This window comes from Gaiella sp. (assembly GCF_035710885.1).
In the GTDB taxonomy this organism is placed as follows: Bacteria; Actinomycetota; Thermoleophilia; order Gaiellales; family Gaiellaceae; genus Gaiella.
Genome location: NZ_DASTCS010000066.1, coordinates 35,689 through 62,540 on the forward strand (window position 1 = coordinate 35,689; position 26,852 = coordinate 62,540).

Here is a 26,852-nt window from a genome sequence, read left to right on the forward strand (position 1 = left end):
CGAGCAGAGATCGGCGACGTCGTTCGCTCGAGCCGCCGCCGCGCCGGCCGTCTGGCTCGCCCTCGAGCCCGCCTCGCCCTAGCCCTCAGGCGAGCCGCCCGAGCACGACGCCGAACAGCGCGTGCCGCCAGGTCGCCTGCGCGAACGCGCGCCGGTTGCGAAGGAGCGGCGGGATGCCCCGCGTCCCGCGGCGCGGGTGGAGACGGTCGACGAGGTGGGTGAGCGGGTAGAGCGCGACGTGCTCGCCGAGAGCCAGCCCGAGCGCGAGCCGTCGAGGCGCGGTAGGCCACCGGGCGCGCACCTCGTGGTAGAAGAGCCCGAACGCGACGCCGTTCGCGACGTGGAGCACGAGCCCCGCCGGCCGCCAGCGCTGCCCGCCGGTCAAGGCCTTGCCGAGGATCGCGACGTCCGAGTAGTCGCAGCGGAAGACCCGCTGGTCGAGCGGCTCCTGCAGCGCCCAGACGCCGGCTGCCGCGGCGCCCGCGGCGGCGGATCTCGTCCGGCCGGTCACGCGGCCGTCGGACGGTGGGAACCGGCGGTCATTGCGGAATCATGACGGCGAGCGGGCACCCTATACCCCAATAGGGTATGCTGTGCAGCATGGAGGCTCGTAGCTACACGGTCCCCGGGATGCACTGCGAGCACTGTGTCGCGGCCGTCCGCGAGGAGGTGTCCGGAGTGCCCGGTGTGGAGGAGGTCGACGTCAACCTCGAGACCAAGCGGGTCGACGTGGGTGGGCAGTCGCTCGACGACGCGGCGATCCGCGCGGCGATCGAGGAAGCCGGGTACGAGGCGGCGTGATGGCCGTCGCGACGCCAGAGAGGGAACAACTCCGGCTCGAGCTCGACGGGATGACGTGCGCCTCGTGCGCGGCGCGCATCGAGCGCAGGCTGAACAAGCTCGACGGCGTCGAGGCGACCGTCAACTACGCGACCGAGGAGGCGTCGGTGTCGTTCGACCCGGCCGCCGTCTCCGTCGACGACCTGATCGCCTCGGTCGAGGCCGTCGGCTACCACGCTGCGCTGCCGACCGAGCCGTACGACGCTCCGGACGCAGCCCGCGCGGTGCGAACGAGGCTCGTCGTCGCCCTCGGGCTCACCGCGCCGCTGGCCGTGCTGGCGATGGTGGCGCCGCTGCAGTTCGACGGCTGGGAATGGCTCGCGCTCGCGCTCGCGACCCCGGTCGTGTTCTGGTGCGGCCTCGCCTTCCACCGCGCCACGCTTCTGAACGCACGGCACCTGGCCGCGACGATGGACACGCTGATCTCGATCGGGACGATCTCGGCCTGGACGTGGTCGACGGTCGTACTCGTCGGTGGGATCGAGGCGCACACCTACTTCGAGGTGGCTGCGGTGATCACCACGCTGATCCTGCTCGGCCGGTGGCTCGAGCTCCGGGCCCGCGGTCGCTCGAGCGAGGCTATCCGCGCCCTCCTCGAGCTCGGCGCGCGGGAGGCACGTGTGCTCCGTGACGGCGAGGAGGTGCTCGTGCCGGCGGACGACCTCGCCGTCGGCGACGTGTTCGTGGTGCGGCCCGGCGAGAAGATCGCGACCGACGGCGTCGTGCTCGAGGGGCTCTCCGCGGTCGACGAGTCGATGCTGACCGGCGAGCCCGTCCCCGTCGAGGTCGTTCCCGGTGCAGAGGTCGCCGGTGCGACCATCAACGCCTCGGGCCGTCTCGTGGTTCGCGCGACGAGGGTCGGCGCGGACACGGCGCTCGCCCAGATCGCGCGTCTCGTGGCCGAGGCGCAGGCGGGGAAGGCGCCGATCCAGCGGCTCGTCGACCGCGTAGCGGCCGTCTTCGTGCCGATCGTGCTCGTGGTCGCGCTGGCCACGCTCGCGGGCTGGCTGGTCGCGACGGGCGACGGGTCCGCCGCCTTCACGGCAGCGGTCGCGGTGCTGATCATCGCCTGTCCGTGTGCCCTCGGGCTCGCCACGCCGACGGCGCTGATGGTCGGCACGGGACGAGGCGCGCAGCTCGGGATCCTGATCAAGGGGCCGGAGGTGCTCGAGCAGACGAGGCGGATCACGACGATCGTGCTCGACAAGACCGGCACGGTCACCGAGGGCCGGATGTGGGTCGCGGACGCCCTCCCCGCGACCGGCGTCGAGCCGGAGAGGCTGCTTCGCCTGGCGGGCGCCGCCGAGGCGGCGAGCGAGCACCCGATCGCACAGGCGATCGCCGCGGCTGCGAGTGACGCTGTCGGACGGCTGCCGGCCGTCGAGAGCTTCACGAGCCGCGCGGGGCTCGGGGTCGAGGCCGTGGTGGAGGGCCGCACGGTCGTCGTCGGGCGTGCGGCGATGCTCGCGGAGCTCGGCGTCGAGCTCGGCGAGGCCCTCGCGGCGCGGTTCGCGGACGAGGAGGCGAAGGGTCACACGGTCGTCGCCGCGGCGATCGACGGGCGCCCTGCCGGGCTCCTCGTGATCGCAGACCGGATCAAGCCCTCCTCCGCGGAGGCTGTCTCGCGGCTGCGCGACCTCGGGCTCGAGCCCGTCCTGCTGACCGGGGACAACGAGCGCACCGCCCGCAGGGTCGCCGCCGAGGTCGGGATCGAGCGCGTGCACGCGAACGTGCTCCCCGAGGCGAAGAGCGCGGAGATCGAGGCGCTGCAGGCCTCCGGCGAGGTCGTGGCGATGGTCGGCGACGGCGTCAACGACGCCCCCGCGCTCGCGCAGGCGGACCTCGGGCTCGCCATCGGAACCGGCACCGACGTTGCGATCGAGGCGAGCGACCTGACCCTGGTCTCCGGCGACCTCCGTGGCGCGGCCGACGCCATCCGCCTGTCGCGGAAGACGCTGCGCACGATCAAGGTGAACCTGTTCTGGGCCTTCGCCTACAACGTCGCGGCGATCCCGCTGGCCGTCGCGGGGCTTCTCGATCCGATCGTCGCGGCGGCGGCGATGGCGTTCTCGAGCGTCTTCGTCGTCACGAACAGCCTGCGCCTGCGGCGCTTCTCATCGCTCCGGGAGGAGATCTGATGCACGGCTACGCCAAGCACAAGGACGCCCTGACCAGGCGCCTGCACCGCATCGAGGGTCAGGTGCGGGGAATCGAGCGGATGGTCGAGGAGGATCGTTACTGCATCGACATCCTCACGCAGATCGCCGCCGTCCGCACCGCCCTCGAGCAGGTCGGCGCGAAGCTCCTCGAGGACCACGTGACGCACTGCGTCGCGGAGGCGCTCGCGTCGGGCGACGCCGCGGTCGCCGGGGCGAAGAGCGAGGAGCTCCTTGCCGCGGTGCAGCGCTTCTCACGGACGCGCTGAAGGGCAGGGACGCAGGCCCGGGCCGGAGCCGAGGCCGAATCCCGCTCGGCTCGCTCCCGCCGGCTCGCGCTCAGACCGCGAGCGCCAGGGCGACGATCGCGGGGAACACGACCCAGACGCCGACCATCAGGACGATCGCGATGATCGCGAACTTGCGCGTGCCGTCCTTCGGAGGGCGGCCGCAGTGGCCGACCGAGTCCCACACCGCCTGCAGAGGCTCCCTGACCGCGAGCCGGATACGGGTGCTCGCCAGCGCGCTTCCCCGCAGGACGATCCAGGAGAGCCCGACGCCGATCGCGACTCCGACGAGCCCGATCACCAGGGCGACCCACCAGTCGTCGAAGGTGAAGCCCGTCATCAGGCGCCAGATCGAGGCACCGAGCGGGATCAGCAGGCCCGCGATGACGAACGACGGCACGCCGATCTCGCGCGAGCGCATGATCTCGACGAGGTAGTTCGCGTCGAAGCGGGCGGGGCGGAGGAGCTTGAGCTCCCTCGAGTCCGGCGCCGCCTCCATCTCGCGCATCCAGTAGAGGTTCCGGAGCGTGGTCGAGACCTCCTTGACGTAGGAGACGACGAGGTAGCGCGCGACCAGCTGCACGAGCCAGCGCACGACGAGCCGGAACGGGCCGAGGCCCGCGCCCGCCTGCGAGCCGTGGAAGCCGTGGCGCCGCAGGCTCTCGAGCGCCTCGATCGCACGACGGTGGTCCTCGTCGAAGCGGTCGGGTCGCGCCAGGACGGACGCGCGGGCCAGCTCCGCCAGCATCTCGCGCTCGCGTGGGGACTGGACGTCGAGCTCGTCGAGGAACGTCGCGATCGCGTCGTCGTCGCCGGAGAGCAGGCGTAGCCGCTCGAGCGGGTTGTCGAACGCCTCGCCGAGCTGCGCGCCCTGCCCGTGCACGTCGGAAGCGTCTCCCACGTTGGCGCGATCGTACGTCGTTGTTACCCTTCACGCCGATGGGCAACTGGGGCCTCTATCTCCTCTTCCTGATTCCGCCGCTGATCATCGGCTTCGCCGTCCAGGCGTGGCTGAAGCGGACGGTGGCCGCGAACATGCTGGTCGAGGTGGTGAACGGCCTCACAGGAGCCGAGGTCGCCCGCCAGATCCTCGACCAGAACGGCCTCCAGGGTGTTCCCGTCGAGCCGTCGCCCGGCGGGCCGCTCTCCGACCACTACGACCCGCGGAAGAAGTCCGTGCACCTCTCGGAGCCGGTCTACGCGGGCCGCGCGATCGCGTCCACCGCGATCGCCGCGCACGAGGTCGGGCACGCGATCCAGCATGCGAAGGCCTACGCGCCGTTCCGGGCGCGGTCGGCGATGTGGCCGGTCGTGGCGTTCGCCTCGAACGCCTGGATCTTCCTGCTCATGATCGGCGCCTTCGCGCAGATCTTCGGGCTCGTCACGCTCGCGATCATCCTCTACGCGGTCGTCGTGCTCTTCCAGCTCGTGACGCTTCCGGTCGAGTTCGATGCGTCGCGCCGTGCGATGAGCCAGCTGAACGGGATGGGCCTCGTCACGAAGGGTGAGGCGCAGGGCGCCCGCAAGGTGCTCACGGCGGCGGCGATGACGTACGTCGCCGGCGCGCTCGCCGCGCTGTCGCAGCTCGCGTACTACGCGCTCGTCTTCCTCGGCAACCGCAACTAGGCAGCCCCGTCGTGCGGGTGATCGCGCTGATCGTGCGTGCCGGCGCAGTCGTGGCCGCGAGCGCGTTCGTGTTCTCGCTGCTCGTCGACGGCGGGCCGAGACCGGCGACCGCCGCACGCCCCGACGTCCAGGCCGTCGAGCAGCCGGAGCCTCGGCCGGCGGCGAAGGCCGTGCCGGCGAGGCCGAAGGTCCCGCCGGGGGTGGTGGCAATCGTCGCGACGGGGGACATCGTGATGGGGTCGACCCCCAACCTGCCCCCGGACGGTGGGCGCTCGTTCTTCTCCGACGTGCAGACCGACCTGGCCGGCGACGTCGTGCTGGGGAACCTGGAGGGAACCCTCTCGACCGGCGGCGGCTCGAAGTGCGGGGCGAGGAGCACCGACTGCTTCGCGTTCCAGACGCCCCCGTCGTACGCGCGCTGGCTCGCGCAGGCGGGGTTCACGGTCATGAACCTCGCCAACAACCACGCCTACGACTTCGGCCGGCGGGGGCTGGAGCAGACCATCGCCGCGCTGACGGGCGTCGGGCTCGAGCACACGGGGAGGCCCGGCCAGGTCACGGTGCAGACGGTCGGGGAGATCCGCGTGGCGCTGGTCGGCTTCGCATCGTACCCCTGGGCCGCGTCGCTCACGGACATCGCGGCCGCGAAGCGCCTCGTCCGCAGGGCGTCGCGGCTCGCGGACGTCGTCGTCGTGACCATGCACGCCGGAGCCGAGGGCCGCGACCATCAGCACGTCACCCGCCGCACCGAGCGCTTCCTCGGCGAGAACCGAGGAAACGTCGTGCGCTTCTCCCGCGCGGTCGTCGACGCCGGGGCCGACCTCGTCGTCGGCCACGGCCCGCACGTGCTGCGCGGGATGGAATGGCACAAGAAGCGCCTGATCGCCTACTCACTCGGCAACTTCGCCGGGTACAAGGTGTTCTCGATGGGCGGCCCGCTCTCCACGAGCGCGATTCTGCGCATCACCCTGCGCGGCGATGGGACGTTCGAGACGGGCCGGGTCGTCCCCACGCACCTCGTCGGCCCGGGCCTGCCGGCACTCGATCCGGCCGAGACGGCCCACGGAATGCTGCGCTCGCTCTCGCGCGAGGACTTCGGGACCCGGGCGGTCGAGATCTCGGCGGACGGAATCCTCGCCGGCTAGCGAAGGGCACGTGCCCGGCGCCGCCGTCAGCGCTTCGTGAACACCCAGTCGTTGGCCCGTGCCTGCATGTGGCACGACGTGCAGAGCGAGCCCTTCGCCAGGACGCCGTAGCGCGCACCCTGGAGGTCGTACTCGACCCACTGCCAGCGCCCGCGGGCCTTTCGCATCACCGCCACCTGGCGCGCCAGGCCCTTCGCCCCGGGCTCGGCGATCGACTTGACGATCACAGTGCCGTTCGGAAACAGGCGATTCCTCCCACGCGGCCTGCTCGCGTAGACGTTCTTCACGCCGTTGTGCGCGCCCGGAGCGGTCAGGGGCCGTCGATTGAGCTTCGTCCACCGGGCGTACCCGTCCGTGTACGCGGGCAGCCCGTTCCTCGTCGGCGCGGAGAGTGCTGCGACCGAGACGGCCGAGGCGACGGCGACAACGGTTGCGAGCACGGACACGGCGACGCGCATACGGGTCATCATCCCGGCCCGCCCCGGCCGTGACCACGACGGAATCCTTAAATCGGTACCGGTTTGCGTTGCGGCGGTCCGCCTGTGCAGACTGACGGCAGGCAAACCCCCCGACCCGTCGTGAACGAGCTCGTCACCCCCCGTGCACACACTGCGGACGAGCCGCGCGCCGCGCGGAAGGGCCTGCGCGTGCTCGCGGTCGAGGCGCTCGGCCCACTGACGGTGCTCGGCGGGATCGTCTGGGCGTTCGCGCAGCCGTATCGCGTGACCTTCTTCTACCCCGACGGAAAGGGTTTCTGGGACTGGGCGGTCCAGCCGCCGCTCCTCGTCGTGCTCGTCGGGCTCCTCTTCGCTTTCCTGGTGGCGCCCGGGCTCATCGAGGACCTCGACCGGACGAGCGGCGAGAGCGGAGATGCTGCCTCGGGCTGAAGTAGCTCACTGGCTGTTCGCCGCCGGATTCCTCTTCTTCGGCCTCGTCCTCCTCGCCGAGGCGATCGTCGGGCCCGCCGTCTTCCGCCGGCGCGCGTGGCGCGCGTGCCTGTGGCCTTCCCTGGCGCTGCTCGCAGGGATGTGGCTGTGGGTGATCACCATCTTCTCGACGTTCTCGACGCTGCACCTGGTCGCCCACTCGCTCTGGGCGCAGGCGGCCACCGCCGCGGGCGCGGTTCAGCTCGCCGTCGTGCGCGGCCGGCTCCATTCGTCCTACTGGTCGCTCGTGACCTCGGGAGCGCTCCTGGTCACGGGTGCGGCCTTCCTCGTCCACGAGCAGAACGGGTGGCTGTTCGCCCGGTCCGCCTTCCTGCACCACCTGATCGGCTGGACGCTCGTCGTGTCGGCCCTGTTCCCGCTCGGGGCCGCGTTCCGGCCACGCCGCTCGATCTGGGCGTGGGGGTTCGCGGCGACGTGGGTGGCGGTCGCGGTGATGCTCTTCGCAGACCGCGACGTCGCGCCGATCTTCGGGCACCTCTCCGACCTGGCGGGCGGGCCGCCGTGAGACGCGCGCTCCTCGCGGCCGGAGCGCTCGCGCTGGTCGTCCCGGGCCTCGCCGCCGCACACGCGTCGATGTCCGGCGCGACGCCTGCGGTCCAGGGGACTGTCGACACGCCGCCGAGCGAGGTCGTGCTGCGCTTCGACCAGGCGGTCACGGCGCCCCCGGACGGGATCGTCGTGCTGGCCTCCGACGGGCGCACGGTGTCGGGGGCGGTGGAGCAGTCGGACCGCGGGACGGTGATGCGGGCGCCGGTCACGGGGCTCGTGGCGGGCGAGGCCTACACGGTTCGCTGGCGGGAGCTGTCCGCCGACGGTCACATCGGCCACGGCGTGTTCACCTTCGGCGTGGGGGTGGAGGCGCCGCCTCCGACGGAGGCGGTGGGTGCCTCCGGCATGACGTGGCGCGACGACGTCGCGCGCTGGGCCCTGTTCGCCTCGCTGGCGCTCGTGCTGGGCGTCGTCGGGATCCGGCTGCTCGTCCTCCCGCGGGTCGTGGACGAGCGTGTGGAGCAGCGCGTCTATTTGCTGGGAACGCTCGGGGCGGTGCTCGCCCTCAACGCCGGGATCGTGGGTTTCGTGATCCGTTCGGCCAACGCCCTGCAGGTCTCGGGGGTCGACCTCCTCTACGCCGACCTGTCGCCTTTCGCCGACTCGACCCGCTTCGGAACGGCGTTCCTGGTCACGACGCTCGGCTTCGGTATCTGCCTGACGATCCTCGTCGTCGCATGGGCGCTCGACCGGCCGGAGCTCCGCTGGCCCGCGTTCCTGCTCGTGATCGCCCTCGTATGGGGCTATCCCCTGTCGGGGCACCAGGCGACCGAGCCGAACGCGTCGGTGCTCGGGCAGATCGCGGACTGGGTACACCTCGTGACGGCGATGCTCTGGGTCGGGGGCGTGCTCACGCTCGCCCTCGTCGTCTGGCCGCTCGCGCCGGACCTCCGCCGCACCGCCTTCCTGCGCTTCTCGCGGATCGCCGTCGTCCTGATCGGCGTCCTCGTGTTGGCCGGGACGTTCGTCGCGATCGAGCGGCTGCCCGCGCTGGACGACCTCTGGAGCACCTCGTACGGCCACACGCTGCTCGTCAAGATCGGGCTCGTGCTCGTCGCGCTCGCCTGGGGCGGGATCCACCACACCTTCGTCCGGCCGCGCCTCGAGCGCGGAGAGTCGCCCTCGGGGGTCGGCCGCAGCCTGCTCGGGGAGAGTGCCGTCGCGATGGCGGTGCTGCTCGCGGCGGCCGTCCTCGTCAACGGAGCGCCGCCGCCGGTCGAGACCGGCCCGTCGAGCGCGGTGCCCAGCTCCGTGCCGTAGGTACCGCCGAGCGCACGCCGCGGGCGGCGGCGCCGTCGCTAGCTTTCCGACCCGTGCTCGTCGCGATCTCCGGCGGCGCGGGCTTTCTCGGCCTGCATCTCTCCCGACGCCTCGTCGCCGACGGGCATTCGGTGCGCACCCTCGATCTCGCACCGCTCGACGACTCGGCGCTGGAGGGCCACGTGGAGGAGCTTCGCGGCGACGTCCGGCTCGCGTCGGATGCACGGCGGTTGGCGGCCGGAGCCGACGTGCTCGTCCATGCCGCCGCCGCGCTTCCGATCCAGGAGAGCCGGGCGGCGATCCGGTCGGTGAACGTGGAGGGCGCGGCGGTGACGTTCGGCGCGGCCGTCGAGGCGGGAGTGCGCCGCGTGGTGCTCGTGTCGTCGACCGCCGTCTACGGCGTGCCCGAGCGCCATCCGATCCGCGAGGACGACCCCCTCGTGGGCGTCGGCCACTACGGCGAGTCGAAGATCGACGCCGAGCGGTTGTGCGAGGCATTCGGGCTCCGGGGGCTCGAGGCCGTGATCGTGCGGCCGAAGACGTTCGTCGGGCCGGAGCGGCTCGGCGTGTTCGAGATCCTGTTCGACTGGATCCGCGAGGGCAGGCGCATCCCGATCCTGGGAGACGGCGGGAACCGCTACCAGCTGCTCGCCGTCGAGGACCTCGTCGAGGCGATGGCTCGATGCCTGGACGCGGTCGTGGTGGCGGGCGAGGCGCTGAACGTCGGCGCAGGGCGGTTCGGCACCGTGCGGGAGGACCTCGAGGCGCTGATCGAACATGCGGGCTCGCGCTCGAGACTGCGGCCCGTGCCCGCGAGACCGGCCGAGCTGGCGCTGCGGGCGCTGGAGCTCGCGCGGCTCTCTCCGCTCGCCGAGTGGCACTACCGCACTGCGCACAAGGACTCGTTCGTCTCGATCGACAAGGCCCGCGACCTGCTCGCCTGGGAGCCGCGGCTCTCGAACGCCGAGACCCTGTGCGCGACGTACGACTGGTATCTCTCGCACCGTGACGAGCTCCGCGGGGCGGGGCTCACGCACCGTGTCCCGTGGGACCAGCGTGCGCTGGGGCTGCTCAGGCGCCTCTCCTAGGCTTCCGGGACGAGCACGAGCGCGCCGCGGACCGCGCCCGCTCGCAGGCGGGCGAGCGCCTCGTTCGCCCCGGCCAGCGGGACCGCCTCGACCTCCGTGTGCACGGGCACCGCGGGGGCGAGCGAGAGGAACTCCTCGCCGTCGGCACGCGTGAGGTTCGCGACCGAGCGCACCACGCGCTCTCCCCAGAGCAGCTCGTAGGGGAAGGCGGGGATGTCGCTCATGTGGATCCCGGCGCAGACGACGCTGCCGCCCTTCCCGACATGGCGGAGCGCGGTCGGGACGAGCTCGCCGGCCGGCGCGTAGAGGATCGCCGCGTCGAGCTCGACCGGCGGTCCTTCGGCGGTGTCGCCGGCCCATGTCGCACCGAGCGAGCGCGCGAACGCCTGCGCCGCCTCGTCTCCCGGCCGGGTCAGGGCGTACACCTCGCGTCCGTCGTGCGCTGCGACCTGGCACACGATGTGCGCCGCCGCCCCGAACCCGTACAGCCCGACCCGGGTGGCGTCTCCCACGAGCCGCAGCGACCGGTAGCCGATCAGCCCGGCGCAGAGCAGCGGAGCGGCCTGGAGATCGGGGTAGCCGCCGGGGATGGGGAAGCAGAACCGCTCGTCGGCGACGCAGAGCTCCGCGTACCCGCCGTCGGTGTCGTAGCCGGTGAAGCGTGCGCCGTCGCAGAGGTTCTCCCGACCCCCGAGGCAGTACGCGCACTCGCCGCACGTCCACCCGAGCCAGGGCACGCCCACCCGGTCGCCCGCGTCGAAGCGCCCGGCGCTCGAGACGACCTCACCGACGATCTCGTGCCCGAGCACGAGTGGCAGCTTGGGACGTGTCAGCTCGCCGTCCAGCACGTGGAGGTCGGTGCGGCAGACGCCGCAGGCGAGCACGCGGAGCAGCGCCTGGCCCGGGCCCGGCACGGGATCGGGGAGCTCGGCCGCCTCCAACGGGGCCCCCGGGCTGCGGAGCACCATCGCCCTCATCGTCGGTCTAGTCTCCTCCTCGTGCGGGATCTCCTCGACTATCGCTCCGAGTTCCCGATCCTGGAGCACACCACGTACCTCATCAACCACTCCCTCGCGGCGATGCCGCGGGGGGCGGAGGAACGGCTCGCGCAGTACGCACGGATGTGGCGGGAGAGGGGGATCCGGGCGTGGGGAGAGGGCTGGTGGACGATGCCGATGACGGTCGGTGACCAGGTCGGCCGTATCGTCGGAGCCCCGCCGGGCTCGACGGTGATGCACCAGAACGTCGCGGTCGCCGAGGCCGTGGTGCTCTCCTGCTTCTTCCCCATCGCGCCGGAGCGGAACCGGGTCGTGTACGAGCGCGGGAACTTCCCCTCGGTGCGCTACCTGTACCAGGCGCAACCCGGGCTCGAGGTCGTGGTCTGCGAGGACGACGGGGCGATCGTCGACGCGATCGACGAGCGGACGCTGCTCGTGCCGATCAGCCACGTCCTCTTCAGGACGGCAGAGATCCAGGACGTCGAGCCGATCGTGCGGCGGGCGCACGAGGTCGGCGCCCACGTGATCCTCGACTGCTACCAGTCGGCGGGGATCGTTCCGGTCGACGTGGCCGCGCTCGGCGTCGACTTCGCCGTCGGCGGCTCGGTCAAATGGCTCTGCGGCGGGCCCGGCAACGGCTGGCTCTACGTCCGGCCCGACCTCGCCGAGCGGCTCTCGCCGACGTTCACGGGCTGGCAGGCGCACGAGGCGCCCTTCGGCTTCGAGGAGGAGATGCGCTACGCGTCGGGCGCGGCGAGATTTCTCACCGGCACCCCGAACGTTCCCGCCCACTACGCGGCGACCGCCGGCTACGACCTGATCGAGGGGATCGGCGTCGAACGGATCCGCGCCAACTCGCTGCGTCAGACGCAGCTTCTGATCGATCTCGCCGACGCCGCGGGATTCGAGGTGCGGAGCCCCCGTGCGCCCGAGCGCCGCGGAGGGACCGTCACCGTCCACGTACCCGACTTCCCGGCGGTGCACCGCGAGCTGGCCGAGCGGCAGATCCTCTGCGACTTCCGCCCGGACGCGGGCATCAGGCTCGGGCCGCACTACTACACCTCCGACGACGAGCTCCGCTTCGTCCTCGACCAGATCGGCCAGATCCTGGAGACGGGCGCCCACGTGCGGCATCTGGGGGCCCTCGCGCAGCACTGAGCGAGGGGCGGCACCCTCCGCCGGCGGGCTAGCGAACGGCCGACGGCCCACCCGCGCGCCCCTGCGCCTGCACCGTGCGGCGCCACCTACTAGCCTCTGCGCGTGAGCTCGCGCGCACGCGAGGACTCGTTCCTCACACGCATCGTGTCGACGGTCTCCTCCTCGCTCGAGCTGGACGAGGTGCTCGCCGCGGTCGTCCGCCTCCTGACCGACGCGAGCGCGGTGCACGCGTGCTTCGTGTACCTGATGGAATCGAGCGGCGGCCGTCTCGTGCTCCGCGCCGCCTCCGAGCCGTACGGCCATCTTGCGGGCCAGATCGACCTGCCGCGAGGCGAGGGGCTCGCCTGGTGGGCGGCCGAGCACCGGGAGCCGGCCTTCATCCCGGAGAACCTGCTCGCGGATCCCCGTGTGAAGTACGTCCCCGAGCTGGAGGAAGAGCGCTTCCAGTCACTGCTCTCCGTCCCGATCGTGGGGACGGACGGCGACGTGATCGGGGTCATCTCCGCCCACACCGAGGCCCCGCGAGAGTTCTCGCCGGAGGAGGTCGAGTTCGTCGTCACCACCGCCTCGCTCGTGGCGGGCGCGATCGAGAACGCGCGCCTCTACGGCGAGATGCGCCGGAGGGTGCAGGAGCTCGAGGCGCTGACGGAGCTCGCGGAGGCGATCGCGCGCACGGAGGCGCTCGAGGAGCTGCTCCCCGCGGTTGCTGGCGGCGCGCGCCGGCTGCTGGACGCGGAGGCGTGTCACGTGTATCTCATCGAGCGCGGCGGAGACGACCTCACGCTGTGCTACTCGCATCCGCCGGGTGCGACCGCGCGGCCGATGATCCCCCTCGCCGAGCTCGGGCCGGAGCTGTCGACGCGCGCGCGACGTGGACGCGTCGCCGTGCCGCTCGTCGCCGACGACGAGCTGCTCGGGCTCGTCGTGGCGGACGCGACGCGCCGCGTGGAGCTGGCCCGCGCGATCGCAGGCCAGGTCGCGGTCGGCATCAAGAAGGTGCGGCTGATCGAGCGGCTCACCGAGCAGAACCTGATCGCCGACTTCTTCGAGCAGCTGTCGCACGGCCGCGCCGGCCCGGAGCTGGAGGGGCGGGCAGCGCGGCTCGGCTGCGATCTCTCCCTGCCGCACGTCGTGCTCCTCGCGCAGGCGGTCGACGAGCGCTTCGATGCGGCGCTCCCGTCCGCGCTGCCCGGGACGCTCGTCCATCGCGACGGGGAGGCAGTGAGGGCGCTCGTCCCCGTGACCCGACGGGGCGCGGAGCACGTCGCCGACGCCGCGCGTGCGCTCCAGGCGGCACCCGGCGCCGAGGCGATCGGCCTCTCGAGCGTCTGCTCCGAGCCCGCCGCGTACGTCGACGGGTTCGAGGAGGCTCGGCACGCGCTCACCGGGGCGGCCGTGCTCGGCAAGGTGGCCGGGGTGGCGATGTACGAGGAGCTCGGCGCCCACAAGTACCTGCTCCGCATCGCGAGCGACGCCATCCGCGACGCGACGGTCGACGCCGTCGGGCGGCTTGCGGTGTACGACCGGCAGCGACAGACGCAGCTCCTCGCGACGCTCGACGAGTTCCTCCGCCGCCGCGGGAACATCAGCGCGACCGCCGAGGCGCTGTTCGTCCACCCGAACACGCTCCGGCAGCGGCTGCGCCGGATCGCGGAGCTCACGGACCTCGACCTCCGCACCGACGACTGGCTGATGATCGAGATCGCGGTCAAGCTCGTGCTGCTCCGGCTGGCGTCCGGGATGGACACATCCGGGGCCTAGCGAGTGTCGATTCTCGACCTGTGAGGCGGTCGGAGGGCCGTGGTAGAACCGTGCACCCGTGAGCGACGAGGAGGGGTCACCGTGGCCGTGGAGGGCATCGAGACGATTCGCAAGGAGATCGCCGACCGCGGCGTCGAGTTCATCTTCGCCCAGTTCGTCGACCTCCACGCACGCCCCAGCGCGAAGCTGATCCCGGCCGCCTACCTCGACGACCTGATCGCGGACGGGGCGGGGTTCGCGGGCTTCGCCGCCGGAGACATCGGCCAGGTCCCGAGCGACCCGGACATCGCGGCGATCCCCGACCTCTCGAGCTTCACCCCCGTCCCGTGGGACTCCTCGGTCGCGCGGTTCGCATGCGACGTCACGGTCGAGGGCGAGCCGTGGCCGTACGACCCCCGGACGATCCTCCGCAACCAGCTCGCGCGGGCGCGCGATGCCGGCTTCGACTTCAAGATCGGCCTCGAGCTCGAGTACTTCCTCCTCCGCCGTGCCGAGGACGGCCGGATCGAGCTCGCCGACCCGCTCGACGACCTCGAGAAGCCCTGCTACGACCTCCGGGGCCTCACGCGCAACTACGAGTTCCTCACGACCGTCTCGCGGTACGTCAACGAGCTCGGGTGGGGGAACTACGCGAACGACCACGAGGACGCGAACGGCCAGTTCGAGCAGAACTTCACGTACGACGAGGCGCTGGTCAGCTGCGACCGCGCGATCTTCTTCCGCTACATGGTGCACACGCTCGCCCAGCGGCAGGGCCTGCTGGCGACGTTCATGCCCAAGCCGTTCACGCACCTGACGGGGAACGGGTGCCACTTCCACATGTCGCTCTGGCGGGACGGTGAGAACGCCTTCCTCGACGAGGACGACCCCCGCGGGCTCGGGCTCTCGGAGACCGCATACCGCTTCATCGGCGGGCTCAAGGAGCACGCGCGCGCCTACTCCGCGGTCACTGCACCCACGGTGAACTCGTACAAGCGGCTCAAGCTGGGCTCCACGACCTCCGGGGCGACGTGGTCACCCGTGTGGATCTCCTACGGCTACAACAACCGCACCCAGATGCTGCGCATCCCCGGACCGGGACGGATCGAGGACCGCACCATCGACGGTGCCTGCAATCCCTACCTCGCCGCGACCGCGGTCCTGGCGGCCGGTCTCGACGGGATCGAGCGCGGGATCGACCCCGGAGAGCCCAACACGGAGAACCTCTACCAGGCCTCCACCGGCAAGTCCCGCCCGTCCGGTCTCTCGACGCTGCCCGCCACGCTCGCCGAGGCGCTCGACGAGTTCGAGCGTGACGCGGTGCTGCGCTCGGCGTTCGGCCGCGGCCGCGACGAGGACATCGTGGACTGGATCGTCCGGATCAAGCGCGACGAGTGGCACCGCTACCACGAGCAGGTGACCGACTGGGAGATCCGCGAATACCTGACCCGCGTCTGACGCCCCATGCACCCGACGCTCCGCGCGGGTGTATGTGCACATTCGACATACCTGCCCGCCGTTTTCTAGCGAATGCGGCGCGTGGCGGCGGGTGCGTATAGAGCTAGTCTCCACTCCGTGTGCGGAATCGTCGGCCTCTTCGCGAAGTCCAGCCGGGTCGAGGCGCGGCTCGGGACCGATCTCGCCGCGATGCTGGTGCAGCTCTCGGACCGCGGCCCGGACAGCGCCGGTGTCGCGTTCTACCGCGACGAGGTGCCGTCGGGCTCGAGCAAGCTCACGCTCTACTCGGCGGATCCAGGCGAGGACTGGACGGCCGTGAGCGGGGCGCTCCGCGACGCGTTCGGCGGCGCTGGCGATCCGGCGGTGCGCGCCACGCACGCGTGCGTCGTCGTCGAGGCCGACGCCGACGAGGCCGAGCGCTGGGTGCGAGAGCACCGCCCCGGGCTGAGGGTGATGAGCGCCGGGCGCGCGATCGAGGTCTACAAGGAGGTGGGTCGCCCCGAGCACTTCGCCCGGCAGTTCGCGCTGGAGGACGTCCGCGGGACACACGCCCTCGGCCACACACGGATGGCGACGGAGAGCCGCGTCACGACCGAGGCCTCGCATCCGTTCTCGACAGGCCTCGACGTCTGCCTCGTCCACAACGGCTCCCTCTCGAACCACAACCGCCTCCGGCTCGCGCTGCGCCGCGAGGGGATCGCGTTCCAGACCGACAACGACACCGAGGTCGCGGCCGGCTATCTCGCGTGGCGCATGCGGGAGGGCGCGTCGCTGGAGCAGGCGCTCGAGGGCTGCCTCGAGGACCTCGATGGCTTCTACACCTTCCTCGTCGGCACGGCCGACGGGTTCGCCGTCCTGAGGGACCCGATCGCCTGCAAGCCCGCGGTCCTCGCCGAGACCGACGAGTGGGTGGCGATGGCCTCCGAGGTGCGCGCGATCGCGGTGCTCCCGGGCGCCGAGGACGCGCGGGTCTGGGAGCCGAGCCCCGGCGTGGTGTACGCGTGGGAGCGGGTCGCGGCGTGAGCGCGGTGGCGCAGTCGGCTGCGGTGGAGACGGTCGATCTCGCGGTCACGCCGCTCCGCGAGCTCAACCAGCGTCTCCACGACGTCGCCCGGACCGGCGCGGGGCCGCGGCACTGGCGCGTCGTCCACCCGAACGGCGCGCACGCACTCGCGTGCGGCCTCGACACTGAGCTCGAGGTGGAGATCGAGGGCCATGCGGGCTACTACTGCGCGGGCATGAACAAGCGCGCCACCGTACGCGTTCGCGGGAGCGCCGGGACGGGCGTTGCGGAGAACATGATGTCCGGGCTCGTCGTGGTCGACGGCAACGCGAGCCAGTCCGCCGGGGCGACCGCCCACGGAGGGCTGCTGGTGATCCACGGCGACGCGTCGGCCCGCTGCGCGATCTCGCTCAAGGGAGCCGACATCGTCGTCCGGGGGTCGGTCGGGCACCTGAGCGCATTCATGGCCCAGACCGGCCGGCTCGTCGTCTGCGGCGACGCCGGCGAGGCGCTCGGCGACTCCATCTACGAATCGCGGCTGTACGTTGCGGGCGACGTCGCCGGGCTCGGGGCCGACTGCGTCGAGAAGGAGGTACGCCCCGAGCACGTCGAGGAGGTCCGTGAGCTGCTCGCCCGGGCCGAGATCGGCGACGTCGACGCCGCCTCGTTCCGGCGCTACGGCTCGGCGCGACGGCTGTACAACTTCAAGATCGACAACGCCTACTGATGGCGGCCGTCGAGCGTCCGCTCTCGCCCGCGCAGCAGGGGCTGCGCGAGTCGGCGCTGTACGACCGCCTGACGATCGCCGAGATCCAGCGGGCGGCCCGCGAGGGCATCTACGACATCCGCGGGTTCGGCGCGAAGCGCCGGCTCCCGCACTTCGACGACCTGCTCGTGCTCGGCGCCAGCATCTCGCGGTACCCGCTCGAGGGATACCGGGAGCGCTGCGCGACCGACGTCACGCTCGGCACCCGGTTCGCGAGCAAGCCGCTCGAGCTCCGCATCCCGATCACGATCGCCGGCATGAGCTTCGGAGCGCTGTCCGCGCCCGCGAAGGAGGCGCTCGGCCGCGGCGCCACCGAGGCCGGCACGTCGACGACCACCGGCGACGGCGGCATGACGGCCGAGGAGCGCGAGCACTCGGAGACGCTGGTCTACCAGCTCCTCCCGTCGCGGTACGGGATGAACCCCGACGACCTCCGCCGGGCCGACGCCGTCGAGGTGGTCGTCGGCCAGGGCGCGAAGCCGGGCGGAGGGGGAATGCTGCTCGGCCACAAGATCTCCGACCGTGTCGCGGAGATGCGCGACCTGCCCAAGGGGATCGACCAGCGCAGCGCGTCGCGCCACCCCGACTGGACGGGCCCGGACGACCTCGAGATCAAGCTCCAGGAGCTGCGCGAGATCACCGACTGGGAGAAGCCGATCTTCGTGAAGGTCGGCGCGACGCGGACGTACTACGACGTCCAGCTGGCGGTGAAGGCCGGCGCGGACGTGATCGTCGTCGACGGTATGCAGGGCGGGACCGCCGCGACACAGGACGTCTTCATCGAGCACGTCGGGATACCGACGCTCCCCGCCGTGAAGCTCGCGGTGGACGCGCTGCAGGAGCTCGGCATGCATCGGAAGGTGCAGCTCGTCGTGTCGGGTGGCATCCGGACGGGCGCGGACGTCGCGAAGGCGCTCGCCCTCGGGGCGGACGCGGTGTCGATCGGCGTCGCTGCTCTGATCGCGCTCGGCGACAACGCACCGGAGCTCGACAACGAGTACAGGGCGATCGGCAGCGCGGCGGGCTTCTACGACGACTGGCAGGCGGGCCGCGACCCGGCGGGCATCTCCACGCAGGAAGACGAGCTGGCGGCGCGCTTCGACCCGGTCCTCGGCGGGCGACGTCTCGCCAACTACCTCCGCGTGCTCACGCTCGAGGCCCAGACGCTCGCACGGGCCTGCGGGAAGTCGCACGTGCACAACATGGAGCCCGAGGACCTGGTGGCAGTCACCCTCGAGGCGGCGCTGATGACCGGCGTGCCGCTCGCGGGGATGCAGCGCGGCCTGGTCGACGAGCTCGCCGACCGCGTCGCGTCGCGGATCGCGGCGCCGTAGCGACGGGCCGCGGCAGCACTATCCTCCGGACGTGACAGCCATACCTCCGGCCGCGGCGGTCCGGGCCGGCTACTCCCACATCGTCGAGAAGCTCGCGAGCGACCGCTGCGTCGTGCTCGACGGCGGCGTCGCGACCGAGCTGCAGAAGCTCGGCGCCCGTCCGTCCGAGGGCGGCCTCTGGGGAAGCGCCGCGCTGTACAAGGCGCCGCGGTCGGTCTACGACGTACACAGGCTCTACGCCGAGGCGGGATGCGACATCGTGTCCACGAACACGTGGTCGCTGCTGTCGTCGACGGAGCTCTCCGCGCGGGCGGGCGACGTCATGCACTGGATGGACGTCGCGCGGTCCGCGGTGCGCCTCGCCCGTGAGGCCGTCGCGGATTCCGGTCGCGACCGGGGATGCGCCGTGGCGTACACGATGTCCGACGACGTGACCGGCGGAGACCCGGAGGAGACCGTCGCCCTGCTGCGCCGCGTGTGGGAGGACGAGCCGCCCGACCTCCTGCTGCTCGAGACCCTCACGCTCATCCGGGAACCGCTCACGTTCGAGGTCGTCGCGCTGCTCGTCGAGAGCGGGTTTCCCCTCTGGCTCTCCTTCCGCCGGTGCCGGCACGGTGTCTGCGGTGTGTACGGGGAGCACTGGGGCCCGCCCGAAGGCGACCTCTTCGGTCGTGCCGCCCGCCGCTTCGAGGAGATGGGCGTCCAGGCACTGCTCGTCAACTGCCTGCCGGTCGACCACGTGCCGGGGATGCTCTCGTGGCTGCGCGACTTCACCGATCTCCCGCTCGGCGCATACCCCAACCTCGGTCGGCTCGCCGGCCCCTCCTGGCGCTTCGACGAGGACGTGACCGCGGAGCGGTACGCGGAGCTGGCCCTGGAGTGGCGCGAGGAGGGAGCCGCGATCATCGGTGGCTGCTGCGGCGTCGGCCCGGACCACCTCGCTGCGGCGGTCCGTGCCCTCGAAGCCGTTCCCCGAGGCGCGAAGCGGCGGGAGCCGCTGACACTCGCCCCCGCCCGTCGTCCCGGGGGGGCGCCGCCTCCGCCGTGGCGCGACCAGCAGGGCCGAGTCCTCGCGCCGCTGCCCTTTCCCGAGATCGTCGTCGACCCCGGCGTGTTCGTCCCGACCCAGGGGAGCTACCTGTTGTGGAAGCACCTCTTTCGCGAGAGCGTCGGCGCCGGGAAGCGGTGCGTCGACGTCGGCTGCGGGTGCGGCATCCTCGCGGTCCAGCTCGCCCGGAACGGAGCCTCGGACGTGACGGCCGTGGACATCGACCCCGCTGCGGTTGCCAACACGCTCGCCAACGCCTACCGCTGCGGCGTCGCGGACCGTGTGCACGGCGACGCCGTCGACCTCTACCAGTGGGAGCCGGAGGAGCGCTTCGACGTGGTTGTGGCGAGCCTGTACCAGATGCCCGTCGACCCCTTCCAGGAGCCCGCGGGCCACCGGCCGCTCGACTACTGGGGCCGCAGCCTCCTCGACCACTTCCTCAGGCGGCTGCCGGCGCTCCTCGCGCCCGACGGCGTCGCGTATGTCATGCAGCTCTCGATCATCGGTCAGCTCGAGACACAGCGGCTCCTGGCCGACGGCGGGCTCGAAGCGCGCGTCGCCGACTTCGGCTTCTTCCCGTTCGGGCCCGTGTTCGCCGAGCACCGGGGCCAGATCCTCCGCGTCGAGGAGAGCTCGGACGCGCACCATCTGCAGATCGGAGGCGAGGACGTCATGGTCGCGTACCTGCTCGAGGTGCGCCGGGCCCCGACGTAGCGGGGCCGGCGCCGAGGGCGGCCGAGATCGCGGCGGCGTGCTCGAGGATCGGAGGCACGGCCGCGCGCACCTCGGCCTCGCCGAAGCGGGCCGTGGGGCCCTGGAGGGCGACGATCGCTTCGAGCGCGCCGGTCGACGACCAGACGGGGGCGGCGACCGCGGCGAGCCCGGGCTCGCGCTCCTCGAACGCGTCCGCGTAGCCGCGGCGCCGCACGAGCTCGATCTCGGCGGCGAGCTCCTCGACGCCGGTGATCGTGCGCGGGCCGTAGGCCCGGAGCGGCGCGCGGGGGAGTGGACGGTCGGTGAAGGCGAGCATCACCTTCCCCGCCGAGGTGGCGTGGGCGATCGAGGGACGCCCCAGCTGGCTGACGTGCTGGACGAAATGGGCGCTCGGCACGAAGTCCACGGTGACGGCGTCCTCCTCGCCCGGGACGTGGAGCGTCGCCGTCTCTCCCGTGATCCGCACGAGCTCCTCGAGGTGGGGACGCGCCACGCGGCGCACGTCGAGACGCGCGAGGACGGCGTTCGCGAGGTGCACGACACGGATTCCGAGCCGGTAGCGCCCGGTCGCGGCGTCCTGCTCGACGAGCCCGGTGGCCGCGAGCGTGCCGAGCTGCCGGGACACCGTGCTGGCCGGCATACCGACCCGCCGTGCGAGCTCGTTCGTCCCGATCTCCCCGGCGTCGGCCAGCGCGTCGAGGATCGTGACCGCGCGCTGGGAGGCCTCGATGCGGCCGCTCGACGGTTGACGGGGGCTCTGCACGACGTTAGGGTGCCGTTGCGAACGGCGAGACGCCGTTGCGCTAGACGGAACATACACGCAATGTCGCTGCTCGTCACCTGCCCCAACTGCGGTCCGCGCGAGGTGCACGAGCTCCGCTGCGCCGGTGAGTCGACGAGACGCCCGCAGGCGCGTCCGACCCGGCGCGAGCTCAACGACTACCTGTACGTGCGCGACAACGTGTGGGGCTTCCAGCGCGAGTGGTGGTTCTGCCGCTCCTGCGAGGAATGGTTTCTCGCCGAGCGCCACACGTACACGAACGAGGTGGCGCGAACGTGGCACCCGGAGCCCGCCGAGCGTCGGGCGTGACGCGGCTCGCACCCCGCCCCGGCGAGCTGATCGACCGCTCGGCGGAGATCACGTTCGCCTTCGACGGCCGGCCCGTCCGCGCCTTCGAGGGCGACACGATCGGATCGGCCCTGTTCGCGGCCGGGCGCCGCGTGTTCTCGCGCAGCTTCAAGTACCACCGACCCCGCGGGCTCCAGTGCTGCTCCGGCCATTGCGCGAACTGCCAGATGACGGTGGACGGCGAGCCCAACGTGAGGGTCTGCGTCACGCCGGCGCGCGAGGGGGCGGTGGTCCAGGGGCAGAACTTCCGCGGCTCCCTCGACCGTGACCTGCTGCAGGTGACCGACAAGCTCGGCGGGCCCTTCACGCCCCCCGGCTTCTACTACAAGACGTTCATCCGCCCGCGGCGACTCTGGCCCCTCTACGAGAAGGTGCTCCGCGGCGTCGCCGGCCTCGGGAAGGTCGACCCGAACGGCACGCCGCGCAGGCGCGTCGAGGTCGTCCACGAGCACGCAGGCGTCCTCGTGATCGGCGGCGGCCGGTCGGGCCTGGAGGCCGCCGCCGTGGCAGCCGCGGCGGGCGAGCGCGTGATCGTCGTCGACGACGGGCCGGTCGTGGGAGGACGTCTTCTGGCCGACCCGGAGGGGCGGTCGCGCGCCGACGAGCTGCATGCGCAGGCGCTCGAGGCCGGCGTCGAGCTGCTCGTCCCGGCCGTGGCGATCGGGCTCTTCGAGCAGGGCTTCGTCCCCGTCGCCCACGGCGACACCCTCGTCAAGATCCGCGCCGGGAAGGTCGTGGTCGCCGCGGGCGCCATCGAGCAGCCGCTCGTCTTCCCGGGCAACGACCTCGTCGGGGTGATGCTCCCTGAGGGCGTGCGTCGCCTCGTCAATCTGTGGTCGGTCAAGCCCGCCGACCGCGCCTTCGTCGTCACGGCAGACGAGAGGGGCCTGGCGGCCGCCTCGGACCTGGAGTCGGCCGGTGTCGACGTCGTCGGCGTACTCGATCTCCGAGAGGCGCAGCCGCCGAACCTCGAGGCCCGCGGGCGGCGGGGCCGGGTCGAGGCGTTCGCGGTCAACGGGAAGGTCACGCCCTGCGACCTCGTGGTGATGTCCGGCAGCCCGCAGCCCGACTACAAGCTGCTCGCGCAGGCAGGCGCACGCGTGGAGTACGACGCGGCGCGGGGGATCTTCGTGCCCACCGACTTGCCCCCGGACGTCGAGGCGGTGGGTGCTGCCGCGGGTGACGTCGGCGAGCCCGGCGTCCCGCTGCCGGTCCTCGGCCACCACGGCGACAAGTGCTTCGTCTGCTTCTGCGAGGACCAGACCAAGAAAGACCTGCGCTACGCGATCGAGGAGGGCTTCGACTCGATCGAGCTGTCGAAGCGCTACACGACCGTGACGATGGGCCCCTGCCAGGGGCGGCTCTGCCACCTCAACTCGATCCGGCTCTACGCAAAGACGACCGGGCTCGACGAGAGCGCGATCGGCACGACGACCTCGCGCCCCCCGCACACGCCCGTGACGCTCGGCCTGCTCGCCGGGCGTCCCCACGAGCCGACGAAGAGGACGTCGCTCCATCACCGACACGAGGACCAGGGCGGGCAGATGATGTGGACCGGCCCGTGGCGGCGGCCCCACTCGTACGGCCCCGACCCCGCCGCCGAGGCGCGCCACGTGCACGACGCCGTCGGCCTGATCGACGTCTCCACGCTCGGCAAGATCCTCGTCGCCGGCCCCGACGCAGCCGCCTTCCTCGAGCGCACCTACCCGAACCGCTTCTCGGACCTCCGTCCCGGTCGGATCCGCTACGGGGTGCTCACGGGCGACGCGGGCCGGATCATGGACGACGGCACCGTCGCACGGCTCGACGACGAGACGTTCTACGTCACGACCACCTCCACGGGCGCGGACGGCGTCTACCAGTGGTTCACGTGGTGGAACGCGGTCTGGTTCATGGACGTCCGCTTCGCGCAGCTGACGGGAGCGGTGTCCGCCGTGAATGTCGCCGGCCCCCGCGCTCGGGAGCTGATGCAGCGGGTCTCGCCGGACGACTTCTCGAACGAGGGCCTCGGATATCTCGACGCCCGGCACGTCCGCGTCGCGGGCGTCCCGTGCCTGGCGTTGCGGATCGGGTTCGTGGGGGAGCTCGGCTACGAGCTCCACTTCCCCAGCCCGCTGGCCGAGCACGTCTGGGACACGCTCCTCGAGCGGGGCCGTGACCTCGGAGCGGCTCCGTTCGGGCTCGAGCCGCAGCGGATCCTCCGCCTCGAGAAGGGCCACGTGATCGTGAGCCAGGACACGGACTCCGAGTCGAACCTGCTCGAGGCCGCCATGCCGTGGATCGTGAAGAACGACAAGGAGTTCGAGTGGGTCGGCAAGTGGGCGACGCAGGAGGTCGCCCAGCGAGGCCTCCGCTGGATGCTCGTGGGGTTCGAGAGCCCGAGCGGCGCGATGCCGGTCGAGGGCGGCCAGGTCGTCGTCGACGGGGTCTCCTCCGGCCGCGTCACGTCCGTGAGGCACTCGGCGCAGCTGGGGAAGGTGATCGGGCTCGCGATCGTCCCCCACGCGCTCGCCGTGGACGGTGGACGGTTCGACGTCCAGGTCGACGGGCGGCGCGTGCCGATGCGGGTGCACCTCGGCCCGTTCTTCGACCCCGCCGGTGAGAAGCTGAGATCGTGAGCGGCGTCCTCGAGTTTCTCTCGCCTTCTGGCGCGCGCGACGAGGGCGGCTTCCACCCGGTGGCGCGCTCCGCCACCGAGCGCCTCTACCGTGCGGCGGAGGCGACCTTCGCCGAGCGCGACGGCTGGCTCGTCCCCGTCGCGGTGCCCGGCGAGGCAGACCACCTCTCCCGCGTCGGCATCGCCGACCTCTCCCACCTTCGGAAGCTGGAGCTCCGCCCGGCTCCGCCCGCCGACCTCGGGCTGGACGGCGTCACGACGTACCGCCTCTCGCCACGACGCGCCCTCGTGCTGTACCCGCAGACGGTCGCGGCGCAGGTCGAGGAGAGCGCCGCGGGCGCCGAGCTCGTCGTCGACGCGAGCGCCGCGTACACGGTGCTGGCGCTCTCGGGCCGCGACGCGCGCGCGCTCCTCGCCCGTCTCACCCACCTCCACCGCTTCCCCTCGGGCGGCGAGGTTGCGCACGTCGCGGCGCACGTCCTGCCGGCGGGCGGCGGCTTCAGGATCCTCGTCGCCCAGGAGCTCGGGCACTACGTCGGGGAGGTCGCGCTCGACTGTGCCGAGGCCCTCGGTGGGGGGCTCGTCGGGGTGGACGCGCTCCCGGCAGAGGAGCAGCCGTGAAGGACATCTTCCTCCGCAAGCGCGTGCTGCAGAGCCCCGGGGAGCTCCGGCGGCACTACGACGTCGTCATCGTCGGCGGCGGCTCGCACGGCCTCGCCACGGCGTACTACCTCGCACGCCGTCACGGGATCACCAACGTCGCGATCCTCGAGAAGAGCTACATCGGCTCCGGTGCGGCGGGACGGAACACCACCATCATCCGCGCGAACTACCGCACGCCGGAGGGCGCGGCCTTCTACAAGGAGAGCGTCGAGCTCTACGAGCGGCTCTCGACGGAGCTCGGCTTCAACCTGATGTTCTCGCAGCACGGGCACTTCACGCTCGCGCACTCCGACCGCTCGCTGGTCGTCCAGCACGAGCGGGCCGAGGTGAACAAGCTGCTCGGGATCTCCAGCCGCGTGATCGACCGCGACGAGGTGAAGCGGCTCTGCCCGCAGATCAACGTCGGCGAGGACGTGACCTGGCCGATCCTCGGCGCGCTCTATCACCCGCCCGGCGGGATCATCCGGCACGACGCGGTCGTCTGGGGCTTCGCGAAGCAGGTCGGGCGTGCGGGGATCGACATCCACCAGGGCGTCGAGGTGACCGGGTTCGACGTCCGGGACGGCCGCTGCCACGGCGTCCGGACGACGAAGGGCGACATCTCGTGCGACGTCGTCGTCAGCGCCACCGCCGGCTGGTCGAGCCCCGTCGCGAAGCTCGCCGGCCTCCGCCTGCCGATCACGACCTCGATCCTGCAGGCGTTCGTCACCGAGCCGGTGAAGCCGTTCCTCGACAAGATCATCGTGTCGGCGCAGATGCACATCTACGTCTCGCAGACCGACCGGGGCGAGTTCCTGATCGGCGCCGAGGTCGAGCCGTATCCGACCTACTCGAACAAGGGCACCTTTCCGTTCGTCGAGTACGCCTGCCGCCACGTGCTCGAGCTGTTCCCGCAGCTCCACTCGACGCGGCTCCTCCGCCACTGGACCGGCCTCTGCGACATGAGCCCCGACTACAGCCCGATCATGGGGCTCACCGAGATCGACGGCTTCCTCGTCGACTGCGGCTGGGGGACGTACGGGTTCAAGGCGGCCCCGATCGTCGGCGTGACCCTCTCCGAGCTGATCGCGAGCGGCACGACTCCCGACCTGATCGAGCCGTTCCGGCTCGAGCGCTTCGCCACCGACACTCTCGTCTCCGAGCTGGCCGCCGCGGCGGTCAGCCACTGATGCTCGCTCGCGAAGCGAGAACCCGCAGGAGCGGATTCTCGCCGCTTGATCCCCGCCTCCGGCGGGACAGACCCCTAAAGGCGCCCGCTGTCGCGGTCGCGACTACAGCTGATACGACGCAGGAGGACTGAACCGCATGCTCTCGAGCCTCGAGATCGCCCAGGCCGCAACGCTGCGCCCGATCACCGACATCGCTGCGGAGTCGGGGATCGAGCTCGACGAGCTCGAGCAGTACGGCCGGTACAAGGCGAAGGTCGATCTCTCGATCCTCGACCGGCTCGCCGACGGGCCCGACGGGAAGATCGTCAACGTCACGGCCATCACGCCCACGCCCGCGGGCGAGGGGAAGACGACGACGTCGGTCTCGCTGACCCAGGGTCTCGGCGCGCTCGGCCGGAAGCCGGTGCTTGCGATCCGCGAGGCGTCGCTCGGGCCGGTCTTCGGCGTCAAGGGCGGGGCGGCCGGGGGCGGCTACGCGCAGGTCGTCCCGATGGAGGACCTGAACCTCCACTTCACCGGCGACCTCCACGCGATCACCGCCGCCAACAACCTCCTCGCGGCCCTCCTGGACGCCCACCTGCTCCAGGGCAACGCCCTCGGGATTGACCCGCTGACGATCTCGTGGCGGCGTTGCATGGACATGAACGACCGCTCGCTGCGCGACATCGTCACCTCCCTCGGCGGCAGGGTGAACGGGTACCCGCGCCAGACTGGGTTCGACATCACGGCCGCGAGCGAGGTGATGGGGCTCGTCGCCGTCGCGCGCGACCTCGCCGACCTGCGCGAGCGTCTCGGCCGGATCACGATCGGGCAGACGTACGAGGGGGAGCCCGTCACCGCCGAGCACCTGAACGCCGCCGGCTCGATGACGGTGCTCCTCAAGGACGTGATCAAGCCGAACCTCGTCCAGACGCTCGAGGGCCAGCCGGCGTTCGTCCACTGCGGGCCGTTCGCGAACATCGCGCACGGGAACAACTCGCTCGTCGCCGACCGGGTCGCCCTGAAGCTCGGCGACTACCTCGTCACCGAGTCCGGGTTCGCCTCCGACATGGGGATGGAGAAGTTCTTCGACATCACCTGCCGGATCGGCGGACTACGGCCGAGCGCGGTCGTGCTCGTCGCCACGGTCCGCGCGCTCAAGCACCATGGCGGTGACG

Annotated in this window: 26 protein-coding genes; 21 read left to right on the forward strand and 5 right to left on the reverse strand. The window is 71.9% G+C overall.

Annotated elements, in window-relative coordinates; genetic code table 11:
* Window positions 1–85: 85 nt before the first annotated feature.
* Complete coding sequence (locus VFO26_RS15465) at window positions 86–511, reverse strand: hypothetical protein (protein WP_325115956.1); 426 nt, start codon at window positions 509–511, stop codon at window positions 86–88.
* Window positions 512–600: 89 nt separating this feature from the next.
* Between VFO26_RS15465 and VFO26_RS15470 the strand changes: the two genes are divergently transcribed.
* Genes VFO26_RS15470 through VFO26_RS15480 form a run of 3 tightly spaced genes read left to right on the forward strand, consistent with a single transcriptional unit; the run spans window position 601 to window position 3,265 of the window.
* Window positions 601–801 carry a heavy-metal-associated domain-containing protein gene (locus tag VFO26_RS15470; RefSeq protein ID WP_325115957.1) on the forward strand — a complete coding sequence of 67 codons (201 nt, stop codon included), beginning with the start codon at window positions 601–603 and terminating at the stop codon, window positions 799–801.
* On the forward strand, window positions 801–2,978 hold the full coding sequence (locus VFO26_RS15475; RefSeq protein ID WP_325115958.1) for a heavy metal translocating P-type ATPase: 2,178 nt from the start codon (window positions 801–803) through the stop codon (window positions 2,976–2,978). The genes VFO26_RS15470 and VFO26_RS15475 overlap by 1 nt, the downstream gene beginning before the upstream one ends.
* Complete coding sequence (locus tag VFO26_RS15480; protein ID WP_325115959.1) at window positions 2,978–3,265, forward strand: metal-sensitive transcriptional regulator; 288 nt, start codon at window positions 2,978–2,980, stop codon at window positions 3,263–3,265. Before VFO26_RS15475 ends, VFO26_RS15480 begins: the two co-directional genes overlap by 1 nt.
* 70 nt (window positions 3,266–3,335) lie before the next feature.
* Here VFO26_RS15480 and VFO26_RS15485 read toward each other — a convergent pair whose 3' ends face one another.
* A complete protein-coding gene (locus VFO26_RS15485; RefSeq protein WP_325115961.1) occupies window positions 3,336–4,184 on the reverse strand; it encodes a hypothetical protein in 849 nt (282 codons plus the stop codon).
* Between the two features lie 38 nt (window positions 4,185–4,222).
* On the opposite strand from VFO26_RS15485, the gene VFO26_RS15490 reads away from it, so the two are divergent.
* Together VFO26_RS15490 and VFO26_RS15495 are read left to right on the forward strand one after the other, a co-directional pair.
* Window positions 4,223–4,909: a zinc metallopeptidase gene (locus VFO26_RS15490; protein WP_325115962.1), complete on the forward strand. Its 687-nt coding sequence runs from the start codon at window positions 4,223–4,225 to the stop codon at window positions 4,907–4,909.
* 11 nt (window positions 4,910–4,920) lie between these two features.
* Entirely contained in the window at window positions 4,921–6,054 is a 1,134-nt protein-coding gene (locus VFO26_RS15495; protein WP_325115963.1) for a CapA family protein, read from the forward strand.
* 26 nt (window positions 6,055–6,080) lie between these two features.
* Here VFO26_RS15495 and VFO26_RS15500 read toward each other — a convergent pair whose 3' ends face one another.
* Complete coding sequence (locus tag VFO26_RS15500; protein ID WP_325115964.1) at window positions 6,081–6,512, reverse strand: cytochrome P460 family protein; 432 nt, start codon at window positions 6,510–6,512, stop codon at window positions 6,081–6,083.
* Between the two features lie 120 nt (window positions 6,513–6,632).
* Between VFO26_RS15500 and VFO26_RS15505 the strand changes: the two genes are divergently transcribed.
* Genes VFO26_RS15505 through VFO26_RS15520 form a run of 4 tightly spaced genes read left to right on the forward strand, consistent with a single transcriptional unit; the run spans window position 6,633 to window position 9,898 of the window.
* Window positions 6,633–6,941 (forward strand): hypothetical protein, encoded by a 309-nt coding sequence (locus VFO26_RS15505; protein ID WP_325115965.1) that lies wholly within the window; start codon window positions 6,633–6,635, stop codon window positions 6,939–6,941.
* Window positions 6,925–7,506 (forward strand): hypothetical protein, encoded by a 582-nt coding sequence (locus VFO26_RS15510; protein WP_325115966.1) that lies wholly within the window; start codon window positions 6,925–6,927, stop codon window positions 7,504–7,506. Before VFO26_RS15505 ends, VFO26_RS15510 begins: the two co-directional genes overlap by 17 nt.
* Complete coding sequence (locus VFO26_RS15515; protein WP_325115967.1) at window positions 7,503–8,810, forward strand: copper resistance protein CopC; 1,308 nt, start codon at window positions 7,503–7,505, stop codon at window positions 8,808–8,810. The genes VFO26_RS15510 and VFO26_RS15515 overlap by 4 nt, the downstream gene beginning before the upstream one ends.
* 53 nt (window positions 8,811–8,863) lie before the next feature.
* Window positions 8,864–9,898, forward strand: a complete 1,035-nt coding sequence (locus tag VFO26_RS15520) for an NAD-dependent epimerase/dehydratase family protein (RefSeq protein WP_325115968.1) — start codon at window positions 8,864–8,866, stop codon at window positions 9,896–9,898.
* Here the strand turns inward: VFO26_RS15520 and VFO26_RS15525 are convergent.
* Window positions 9,895–10,875 (reverse strand): zinc-dependent alcohol dehydrogenase family protein, encoded by a 981-nt coding sequence (locus VFO26_RS15525; RefSeq protein WP_325115969.1) that lies wholly within the window; start codon window positions 10,873–10,875, stop codon window positions 9,895–9,897. The two genes, VFO26_RS15520 and VFO26_RS15525, sit on opposite strands and share 4 nt — an antisense overlap.
* Before the next feature lie 21 nt (window positions 10,876–10,896).
* On the opposite strand from VFO26_RS15525, the gene VFO26_RS15530 reads away from it, so the two are divergent.
* The 7 genes from VFO26_RS15530 (at window position 10,897) to VFO26_RS15560 (ending at window position 20,117) form a co-directional block, all read left to right on the forward strand.
* On the forward strand, window positions 10,897–12,054 hold the full coding sequence (locus tag VFO26_RS15530; RefSeq protein WP_325115970.1) for an aminotransferase class V-fold PLP-dependent enzyme: 1,158 nt from the start codon (window positions 10,897–10,899) through the stop codon (window positions 12,052–12,054).
* A gap of 102 nt (window positions 12,055–12,156) precedes the next feature.
* A complete protein-coding gene (locus VFO26_RS15535; RefSeq protein WP_325115971.1) occupies window positions 12,157–13,815 on the forward strand; it encodes a GAF domain-containing protein in 1,659 nt (552 codons plus the stop codon).
* Between the two features lie 81 nt (window positions 13,816–13,896).
* Entirely contained in the window at window positions 13,897–15,252 is a 1,356-nt protein-coding gene (gene glnT, locus VFO26_RS15540) for a type III glutamate--ammonia ligase (RefSeq protein WP_325115972.1), read from the forward strand.
* 117 nt (window positions 15,253–15,369) lie between these two features.
* Window positions 15,370–16,275, forward strand: a complete 906-nt coding sequence (locus VFO26_RS15545; RefSeq protein WP_325115973.1) for a glutamine amidotransferase family protein — start codon at window positions 15,370–15,372, stop codon at window positions 16,273–16,275.
* Window positions 16,276–16,298: 23 nt separating this feature from the next.
* On the forward strand, window positions 16,299–16,982 hold the full coding sequence (locus VFO26_RS15550) for a hypothetical protein (RefSeq protein WP_349259094.1): 684 nt from the start codon (window positions 16,299–16,301) through the stop codon (window positions 16,980–16,982).
* On the forward strand, window positions 16,982–18,355 hold the full coding sequence (locus tag VFO26_RS15555; protein ID WP_325115975.1) for an FMN-binding glutamate synthase family protein: 1,374 nt from the start codon (window positions 16,982–16,984) through the stop codon (window positions 18,353–18,355). The genes VFO26_RS15550 and VFO26_RS15555 overlap by 1 nt, the downstream gene beginning before the upstream one ends.
* A 31-nt stretch (window positions 18,356–18,386) precedes the next feature.
* Window positions 18,387–20,117 carry a homocysteine S-methyltransferase family protein gene (locus VFO26_RS15560; protein ID WP_325115976.1) on the forward strand — a complete coding sequence of 577 codons (1,731 nt, stop codon included), beginning with the start codon at window positions 18,387–18,389 and terminating at the stop codon, window positions 20,115–20,117.
* On the opposite strand, the gene VFO26_RS15565 is transcribed toward VFO26_RS15560, so the two are convergent.
* Window positions 20,074–20,880 carry an IclR family transcriptional regulator gene (locus tag VFO26_RS15565; RefSeq protein WP_325115977.1) on the reverse strand — a complete coding sequence of 269 codons (807 nt, stop codon included), beginning with the start codon at window positions 20,878–20,880 and terminating at the stop codon, window positions 20,074–20,076. The two genes, VFO26_RS15560 and VFO26_RS15565, sit on opposite strands and share 44 nt — an antisense overlap.
* A gap of 60 nt (window positions 20,881–20,940) precedes the next feature.
* On the opposite strand from VFO26_RS15565, the gene VFO26_RS15570 reads away from it, so the two are divergent.
* From VFO26_RS15570 to VFO26_RS15590, 5 genes are all read left to right on the forward strand, one after another.
* Window positions 20,941–21,207, forward strand: a complete 267-nt coding sequence (locus VFO26_RS15570; RefSeq protein WP_325115978.1) for a sarcosine oxidase subunit delta — start codon at window positions 20,941–20,943, stop codon at window positions 21,205–21,207.
* Window positions 21,204–23,864: a 2Fe-2S iron-sulfur cluster-binding protein gene (locus VFO26_RS15575; RefSeq protein ID WP_325115979.1), complete on the forward strand. Its 2,661-nt coding sequence runs from the start codon at window positions 21,204–21,206 to the stop codon at window positions 23,862–23,864. Before VFO26_RS15570 ends, VFO26_RS15575 begins: the two co-directional genes overlap by 4 nt.
* Window positions 23,861–24,484 (forward strand): hypothetical protein, encoded by a 624-nt coding sequence (locus VFO26_RS15580; RefSeq protein ID WP_325115981.1) that lies wholly within the window; start codon window positions 23,861–23,863, stop codon window positions 24,482–24,484. Before VFO26_RS15575 ends, VFO26_RS15580 begins: the two co-directional genes overlap by 4 nt.
* The gene (locus VFO26_RS15585) at window positions 24,481–25,695 is read left to right on the forward strand and encodes an FAD-dependent oxidoreductase (protein WP_325115982.1); all 1,215 of its coding nucleotides are present in this window, start codon (window positions 24,481–24,483) and stop codon (window positions 25,693–25,695) included. The genes VFO26_RS15580 and VFO26_RS15585 overlap by 4 nt, the downstream gene beginning before the upstream one ends.
* Before the next feature lie 136 nt (window positions 25,696–25,831).
* Window positions 25,832–26,852: formate--tetrahydrofolate ligase (locus tag VFO26_RS15590; RefSeq protein WP_325115983.1), on the forward strand; the 1,021-nt coding region annotated here is incomplete at its 3' end.